General features: G+C 59.7%; 5 protein-coding genes and 4 pseudogenes. 4 read left to right on the forward strand and 5 right to left on the reverse strand.

From position 1 onward, the window contains the following. The 3 genes and pseudogenes from ASF57_RS14365 to ASF57_RS26970 form a co-directional block, all read left to right on the forward strand. A pseudogene (locus ASF57_RS14365) lies at positions 1–455 on the forward strand (IS630 family transposase); the annotation flags it as partial. Between the two features lie 100 nt (positions 456–555). After that, positions 556–1,125: pseudogene (locus ASF57_RS24815) on the forward strand (IS630 family transposase); the annotation flags it as partial. A 631-nt stretch (positions 1,126–1,756) separates the two neighbouring features. Continuing rightward, positions 1,757–2,074, forward strand: coding sequence for a hypothetical protein (locus ASF57_RS26970; RefSeq protein ID WP_244476946.1), 318 nt, complete (start codon positions 1,757–1,759; stop codon positions 2,072–2,074). A gap of 278 nt (positions 2,075–2,352) precedes the next feature. Here ASF57_RS26970 and ASF57_RS25780 read toward each other — a convergent pair whose 3' ends face one another. The 4 genes and pseudogenes from ASF57_RS25780 to ASF57_RS14385 all read right to left on the reverse strand — a co-directional run bounded on the left by ASF57_RS25780 (position 2,353) and on the right by ASF57_RS14385 (position 5,214). Continuing rightward, on the reverse strand, positions 2,353–2,697 hold the full coding sequence (locus ASF57_RS25780; protein WP_210166827.1) for a hypothetical protein: 345 nt from the start codon (positions 2,695–2,697) through the stop codon (positions 2,353–2,355). Positions 2,698–2,863: 166 nt separating this feature from the next. Then, the gene (locus tag ASF57_RS24820) at positions 2,864–3,382 is read right to left on the reverse strand and encodes a MucR family transcriptional regulator (RefSeq protein WP_082503975.1); all 519 of its coding nucleotides are present in this window, start codon (positions 3,380–3,382) and stop codon (positions 2,864–2,866) included. Positions 3,383–4,057: 675 nt separating this feature from the next. Further along, positions 4,058–4,204: pseudogene (locus ASF57_RS24825) on the reverse strand (IS6 family transposase); the annotation flags it as partial. A 293-nt stretch (positions 4,205–4,497) separates the two neighbouring features. Continuing rightward, a complete protein-coding gene (locus tag ASF57_RS14385) occupies positions 4,498–5,214 on the reverse strand; it encodes a sugar transferase (RefSeq protein WP_056484634.1) in 717 nt (238 codons plus the stop codon). Positions 5,215–6,021: 807 nt separating this feature from the next. Between ASF57_RS14385 and ASF57_RS14390 the strand changes: the two genes are divergently transcribed. Beyond that, a complete protein-coding gene (locus ASF57_RS14390) occupies positions 6,022–7,230 on the forward strand; it encodes an IS256-like element ISMex14 family transposase (protein ID WP_056484636.1) in 1,209 nt (402 codons plus the stop codon). A gap of 317 nt (positions 7,231–7,547) precedes the next feature. Here ASF57_RS14390 and ASF57_RS14395 read toward each other — a convergent pair. Beyond that, positions 7,548–8,675: pseudogene (locus tag ASF57_RS14395) on the reverse strand (hypothetical protein); the annotation flags it as partial.

Raw genomic sequence — 8,675 nt, forward strand, 5'->3', positions numbered from 1 at the left:
TAAGCGCCACGGCATCACGCGTAAAAAAACACCGGTCACGCCGCCGAGCAGGATCGGGAGGACGTGAAGGCGGCCCGCCTGGCCTGGTTCGAGGGCCAGCCTGACCTCGATCCAGATCGGCTCGTGTTCCTGGACGAGACCGCGACCAACACGAAGATGGCGCGTCGCTACGGATGGGCTCCACGGGGCGAACGCTGCCGGGTGGCCGTGCCGTTCGGACACTGGAAGACCATCACGGTCATGGCGGGGCTACGGGCCAGCGGCCTGACGGCGACCGCGCTCGTCGACGGACCGATGACCGGCGCTCGCTTCCGCCGTTATGTCGAGGAGACCCTGATCCCGACCTTGAAGCACGGGGACACGGTCGTGCTCGACAACCTACCCGCCCACAAGGTCAGCGGCATCCGCGAGCGCATCGAGGCAGCCGGTGCCCGCCTGCTCTACCTGCCGGCCTANAGCAAGCCTTCGGCCGCTTCACACCGGACGAATGCCGTAACTACCTGATGGCCGCAGGCTACGATGCCTTTGACCCAACTTGATCGGGTGCAGCTCTAAAAAGATTTCCCCCACCGTCTGGCGCAGATCGCGCAGGCTGTCGGTGGCAAACCCGTAGAGGTCTGGTTCTGCGACGAGGCGCGGGTCGGCCAGAAGAACACCCTGACCCGGCGTTGGGCAGCACGCGGAACGCGACCGTCTGCCCCCAAGGATCAGCGCACGCAGTCAGCCTACATCTTTGGGGCGATCTGCCCGGCCCGAGGCGTGGGCGCGGGCTTGGTCATGCCCCGTTGCACCACGTTGGCCATGGCCCATCACCTCGAAGAAATCGCAGCGACCGTCACTCCGGGTGCCCACGCCGTGCTCCTGCTCGATCAGGCCGGTTGGCACACCACCAAGAAGCTGCGCGTTCCGGGCAACATCACCCTGCTGCCTCTTCCGGCTCGCTTACCCGAACTCAACCCAGTCGAAAACCTCTGGCAGTTCATGCGCGACAACTGGCTCGGCAACCGGATCTTCCAATCCTATGCCGACATCCTCGACCAGTGTTGCGACGCTTGGAACAAGCTCATCGCCCAGCCCTGGCGCATCATGTCCATTGGAATGCGCCCGTGGGCGCATGAGTTCTGATCCATGAGGATTGGTATTACAAGTAGGAACGGATGAGCTAAGTCGTAGGGCTGAAAACTCGCCTCGGTTTCAAACCGTACCAAACGCGCGCATCAGCTTCAGATAGGCTCCTTCCGAGCATGCTCAGCTGATCGACATGTTGCGATCAGACCATCTTCTCCCCAGAGGTCGTAGGGGCGGCCTTCGCTCATCTCCGATGCCACACGGCGGGCGTCAGCCTGATCACGCGTCGAAATTTGTTCAATCCGCGCGATGGACTGGTCGGGCCTCCGCACAATCATCCGGAAGATGCAGCATCCAAGTTTGGGGGCACGCCGTGCCTCAGCGCCTTGGCGTATTGAGTGTAGGCGCTCACTTGTATGGAGAAGCAAATCTACGCCGCGCTTGCTAAGTGTAGTAAGAGGCGAAAATGGACTGGCGGAAGAATGCGACATGCTCATACTCTGCAATCCGGGAGTAAAGCGCAGCCAACCCGAAGACGGGGGCGCCCACGCTTGAGCGATGCTCCGCAGGCGAGCCCCACTGGCGCAACCGCAGCGGAGGTCGTCTGGACTTTAGGTATGATCAAGCCACGACCCGACAGAGCGAACCCGAGCGAGATACCTATCTGCTTCCTTTGCTGCAGGCTCTCGTGGGCCTGCTGGAAGGATTAGGCTGCCCTTGTGTGCTGCCAACGCATGGCGCTACGGCGCTCAATCAACTCCATGATGGCATTGGTCGTCTGACGCAAGCGCATCTTCGTCGCCGTCAACTCCCCACTCAGGGAGGGATAGAGTACATCAAACATCATTTCCTCCTTGAAGGCGTGCTCAATGAGCAGGTCCTCGACTTCGTGCCGGACAGGATCAAGAAACTCGACGCCAAAGCCGTGAGCCTCACGTCGAGCGATGCGGCATGCGCGGGGCGAGCTGCTTCCTCCGATAGACAGATCGAAGCTGGCTGGAATTGATTGACGTGTGTTTGGCTGCACGAAGGCTCCGAGCGTTGAGATGTCCTTGATCGTGCAACGGATTGGGGCACTAAGCTGCGGCACAAATATTCGCGCATCCAAGCGGCAAGGCTGTCTCTGCACTCGTCTCTGGTCGGACATTTCACGCCCCTTGATTCATATTTACTCCACGACGTTGAATCAATATCAGTATCTAGAAGTTTACGAACCGTAAACGTGATTCTAATGGCCCATAATTGGGGCATTCAGGCGAATTTCAATAAAACATATCACAGCAATCATTTGATGGTGCGGGATATTTTAATCTGGATACTGATTATCCCAGATTGCCGGCGTCGAAATCCATCACTGCCTTCTCGCTCCTTGAGGTCGCCTCGATGACAGGACCACAGGAGGACGGGCTCGGAGCCCTGGGCCGGATCATCGCTCGGGCTGAGGAGCGACGGGTTGAGCAGATGATCCACATCGCCGTACTGCTTGCGGACGAGGGAGACCCGATCGAAACACAAGCCGAACTGGCCCGGGCCGAGAGCTTGCTGAGGATCATGCGTACCCAGCGCACACTGTTGATCCGTGCGCACCCCGCAACGGTCCCACAGATCGACGACCGCACGCTTCTGCATACATAACCACGGCGACCCAGGAAGACCGGTTTTCTCACGCGTCGTGGATGTCATCTGCAGCTTGACGAGCTAAAGCATTGCCGACGCTGTCCCACCGTAAGGCCCACAGCAATTTGTGCCGGGACCGTGTCTGCGCCTGCGGCTAAAGCCTAAGGCGCCGCCACCCTCAAGCGTCTGCAGATGGCTTTGTGTCCCTGGAGGAACGGCCACGGCGCTTCGCAGGAGCAGCATCAACCTGCGTCTGCTCATCGCCGGCTGCAATGGAGGATGATTTGCGACGATGCTGACCCAGGCCGAAGCTCCGGGCGAGTTCCGAGCGTTGCGCCGAGTAGGAAGCGGACGTCATCGGGTAGTCCGCCGGGAGACCCCACTTCGCGCGATAAGACTCGGGCGAGAGGTCCCGCCGGGTGAGATGCCGCCGCAGCGTCTTATAAGGCTTGCCGTCCTCGAAGCTGATCAACGCATCGGACGTGATCGACTTGCGAACCTGTGCTGGGGTCGGTGGCTCGGGCTTACTAGGTTTAACTGAAGCTGTACTCGTCAGCTTACTTAGAGAGGCATGGACCTTAGCCATCAAATCCGGCAGTTCTGTCGCTGGAACGGAGTTTTTGGCGACGTAGGCAGCAACGAGACCAGCTGTAAGGCCCAGGAAGTCAGGCGATGGCGAAATGGTCCGATCATTCATGAGCGTTGCATGTTCCTGAAATGGGACCTGCGCGGACCCGTAGCGCCATCGACTTACCCCATTCGGTCGAATGACCTATTGAGCTCTTCGAATGGCGACGGATCAGCGTTCGGTAGCATTTTAAAGGGTTATGTAAATACTCACTATATCCAATATTAAGTTTTATCAAGTTTGATTGCGTCGTGTCACATGGATCAAGAAAAACCCGGCCATAGCTAAAGGCGTGAAAGCTACGAAGGCAGCTTGGGCTGAAATTTTCCGGAAGGCTGCGTCCCACTCTTCAAACGCCATCCTGGCATCAGTATACGATAGATCTCTATAAAATAACTCTAATACAAATTATTAGATAATACTTGTTGGAACGTCTCATGAAAAACATAATCTAAAATATTCTCATCGACAAGGTATGTTACCAAAGCAAGCACGGCGGTCATTTGCCGTCGAGATTAAACGTAGCCCTATGTCCGGACGGAGCTTCATCCCGGCCAAGCCGCTCCAGGCTCTGGGAAAAGGCAAACACCTCGCGAGCCTGACACCTTCCTTAGCTACGGTCTTTGAACAGAAGGTCATGCCGACGTCGGTCACCGAGGAAGTTTTGGAGCCCTGGCGTATAGTGTCGAGTCTGATCGTCTAGAAGCCCTCCCCGGTGGAACCCGAGTTTAACGTATAGCCAGAGAACGGCTCCTTGATATCACAGTAGCTTAGCGGGTGGCGTAGGTACCAAGAAACCGGTTGTACGATCAGGGTCGCTTCGTAGTGCCGGCCCTTGAAGTCGGCCTTGGCACGCTGTTCGCGCTTCGCAGCGACAGTGGGCAAGTTCATGGTTGGCCTCCGAAAACGGAGGCGCCATGCGGGCCAGATGGTCAACGCGGGATAAACGCCGCGTGTTTGCGATAGGCCCCTTCTGAGTGCGCCCAGCTATCGGCCGTACACCACCGTAAGTCACCTCAGCGGCAACGATCGGTACCAGCACCGCAGCTTGCCAAATCGACCCAAGGCGGCACAGATCCAAACCCAGCAACGTATTGAGCATCAGGGCCTTCAATACCGCATCTCCGGCGGGTCCTGATGGCCAGCCAGCGTCTCGCCCCGCCGCTTCAGCAATGTTGGAGGTATCAGCGGCTCCCGCGCTGAGCCAACACAGCCGGGATGGTACGCAGCATGATGACGATGTCGCGCGAGAAGCTCCAGCGCGTGGCATATTCGAGGTCCAGCGCGACCCGCTCAGCATAGGTACAATCGCTGCGCCCCGACACCTGCCACAGACCGGTGACCCCAGGTGTGACCGAGAAGCAGGTGGTGAAGGCCGCGCCGTAGCGTTCGACCTCGGCGGAGACGATCGGACGAGGTCCAACCAGGCTCATCTCACCGCGCAGCACGTTCATGAGTTGGGGCAGTTCGTCTAAGCTGGTCTTGCGCAGAACCGAGCCCAGCGGCGTCACACGGGGATCATGTATGAGCTTGTGTGTCTTCTCCCACTCACGCTGAGCGGCGGGGTTGGCTGCCAGATGCGCGCGCAGAACGGCATCACCATCGATTACCATGGAGCGGAACTTCAGGCAGCCGAAGCGCCGACCGCCCCGTCCAATCCGCGTGTGCCGGAAGATGGGAGTTTTGTGGTCGCTGGCCCAAACGAGCAAGCCGATCAGCAGAAGCAGCGGTAGGAGGAGGAACAACGCCGCGCCTGCAACACCAATGTCGAGGCTGCGCTTAGCGACGCGCTCCAGACGCTGGGGCTGCTCCAACGGAAGCACCGCCTGCGCAACAATCTTGATCGGATGGTGCGACGCATCGTGAGTGGAGGGACTGTGATATCCAGCTTCAGGCAGCATGCGCATTCTCCTCGCCTGGAACAGCTCTACCTAGTTAATTCATACTTAAAGCAAATTCCATATCTGCATTTTTGTGAATGTACAAGGCTGGCGTCTATCAACCGATCATGGTTATCTGATCTTCGTGCCACCACTATGAATATAAAGCGTCAATCACAATTTGTGACAACTCTGTAATGTGGATATTAAGTTCTAGATTAATGACGCTGTCGACCAATGTCAGAATTATAAATCTTATCATAAGATAGTCTAGAGGTGAACAGTTGCTAATTGTTTTGGTGTGCGGCGCAATAGTGATGGCCGCACTCGGGCTTTGGCTGGGCCTCCCGTGGGGGTGGATCGGCGGATTAGCGGGGGCACAACTTGGGGCAGCGCTGGGGCTCGTCCTCGCGGCGGTCGCCTGCTACCGCTGATGTGCTTCATGCAATCGGTGCGTTTCGTGAGAAGATAGTTGTGAGATCGGAGGGTCATACCACCAGTAAATACTCTCATCCCTCGATCGTTGAATGACGTTGGAGAGTTTGGCACGGATTCTGAAGAGCCGATCTGCAGTCCTACACCTACTAGTACGCCCTTAAAGTCGCGCCGAACCCTGAAAGATGAGTGGATTTGGCAATGGACTATCCGCAAGCATGGCGAGCTCGGCTCGGATCGTGCGCAGCCATCTGAGGCGAAGGCGCGGGCAAGGAGGTAGCATCCGCGGACGAGGTGTAAATTCGAGGACCGCTTTGGCGGGGATTGGGGTGGCCATCGGGCCATGCGGCTAAGGTGGAGTTTGCGGACTTCAACCCGAACCGGGAGCACCCGATGACCGACGACAGAGTGGCACTGATCGAGGCTTTTCAGAAGGCTGACGACGGCAACTTCCTGCGCAGCCTGGCCGAGACGGTCCTGCAGATCCTGATGGAGGCCGATGTGGACGGTCTGATCGGCGCGGGTCGTTACGAGCGGTCTGGCGAGCGCAGCACCTACCGCAACGGGTATCGCGAACGCAGCCTCGACACGCGGCTGGGCTCGCTCAACCTCAAGATCCCCAAGCTGCGCACCGGCAGCTACTTCCCCGGCTTCCTGGAGCCAAGGAAGACCGTCGAGAAGGCGCTGGTGGCGGTGATCCAGGAGGCGTGGATCGCAGGCGTGTCGACTCGGCGCGTGGACGACCTGGTGCAGGCCATGGGGCTGTCGGGCATCTCGAAGTCCTCCGTGTCGAAGCTGTGCAAGGACATCGATGAGCGGGTGAACGCCTTCCTCAAGCGCCCGCTGTCCGGCGCATGGCCCTATCTCTGGCTCGACGCCACCTACCTCAAGGTGCGTGAGGGCGGGCGCATCGTCTCCGTAGCCGCCATAGTCGCCGTGGCGGTGGACACCGAAGGTCGACGCGAGATCATCGGGCTGCACATCGGCCCGTCCGAGGCCGAGGTGTTCTGGACCGATTTCCTGCGCGACCTGGTCAAGCGCGGGCTGTCAGGTGTGCAACTTGTCATCTCGGACGCGCACGAGGGGCTTAAAGCCGCCATCCGCCGCGTCTTGAAGGCGACCTGGCAAAGGTGCCGGGTTCATTGGACCCGCAACGCGCTCGTTTATGTGCCGCGCGCTCAGCAGACCATGGTCGCCGCCGGCCTGCGCCACGCCTTCCAGCAGCCCGACCAGGAGGCAGCCCGAGCCGCGCTCCACCATCTGGCTGAGCAGCTTCACAACCGTTGGCCGAAGCTCAAAGGCTTCATCGATGCCACGAGCGAGGACGTGCTCGCCTACCTGACGTTCCCGCTGCAGCACCGAACGAAGTTGCACTCCACAAACCCGCTGGAGCGTCTCAACAAGGAGATCAAGCGACGCGCCGACGTGGTGGGCATCTTCCCCAACACCGACTCGATCCAGCGTCTGATCGGAGCCGTGCTCTTGGAGGCCAACGACGAATGGCAGCTCCAGCACCGCTACATGCAGATCGAGGGCATGGCTGGCTTCACCGCGAGCCTGCTCGACGACACCCTCACAGCAATTCCACCTCAGGCCGCCTGACCGATGGCCGCTCCAAGTCCACCCCGAATTTCCACCTCATTGACGGACACGACCCGCAAGGAACAGAGACGATTGAGAAAATGCGGTGTAGCGCCAGCAAGAAGCGCAACTGAGGTGCTTCAGGATGCAACACATTGGATGCATAGTGCCAACTTGTCGGCAAAACGACCGTAAACCTGACGATCAGCCCCGTAAGGGAAGACTGCCCAAAATTCAAAATCGCTGATCTGAATGCAACACAGCTCTGCTGATGCAGGTCCGTTCATGGCTTGGGCGTTATGGAACGGAGCAAAGTGGGTTGTGGCGGGCCACCGGCATTAAAGATGGAAATCGCTCGCAGTCAGGTTGATCGCCTTCGAAAGGTGGATCTGGAACTCAGCGCCATCGGCTCCCAAGACGTTGCCTTCGATGATGGTTGTACTGCCCTGCACGACGTACCGGATTTGCCCTGCAGCGGTGAAAGCTGCGGTCCCGATAAGGCTGAATGCATCGTCGCTCCCACCCGCCACCGCATCGATGCCCGCAAGGTCGATCCGGTCGCCCTGCGCGCTAACGAAATCCGTAATGACATCCCGCCCGGTGGTCGTATGAGTGCCGTTTCCAGCTCCTGAGACGCTGCTGAACACGAACGTGTCGCCGCCGGTGCCGCCGGTCAGGGTGTCCTTACCACTGCCTCCGATGATCCGGTCGTCACCCGCGGCACCGTTCAGGGTGTCGTTGCCGGAGCCGCCGATGATGGTGTCGTTGCCATCTTGCCCATTGACCAGCTGTGACCGCGTCCCGCGGGACGATAGGTCTATGAGATCGTTGCCAGCCGTCCCGGCGGTGTACTGAGCGGTCTGCGGCGGGGTGGGCGGTGCCGCGCCCTCGAAGAAGACGTCGTCCGAAAGGAGCGCGGGGCCGGCGTGCACCACGGTGAGGCGGCCGACAGCCGTTCCGCCTTCCCGGACCTCGTAGCTGTGCAGCGTGTTGCTGGCACTAAGGTGGACGAGGGTGGCGCCAGGATCGAAGCCCTGGAAGACGAGAACATCGCCGCCTGGCACACCGGCACCGGTAAAATCGTCTACACGGTCGAGCACGGCGGTCGCGACAGCGGTGCCGGCCAGATCTCCCTTGGTGAATACGAAGCGATCGTCGCCCGCGCCACCCGTCAGGCGGTCGGCACCAAGGCCACCGGTGAGGACATCGTTGCCCTCGCCGCCGTTGATCGTGTCCTTGCCCGAGCCACCGGTGACGATATCGTTGCCGCCCTTGGCAGCAATCAGCTGGGGCGTTGATCGGGCTGAGAGGTTGATGACGTTCGCGCCGTCGTCGCCCGTCGTATACTGCGCCGTGGTTTGGGTCGGCGGAGGCGGCGGGGGTGGCGGAGGGGCGGGCGCGACGTTGACGGTCACGTTGCCGATCGCGCTGTGCTGGGCTCCATCGGAAAGGGTGTAGCTGAAGGT

The organism is Methylobacterium sp. Leaf117 (genome assembly GCF_001422985.1).
Classification (GTDB): domain Bacteria; phylum Pseudomonadota; class Alphaproteobacteria; order Rhizobiales; family Beijerinckiaceae; genus Methylobacterium.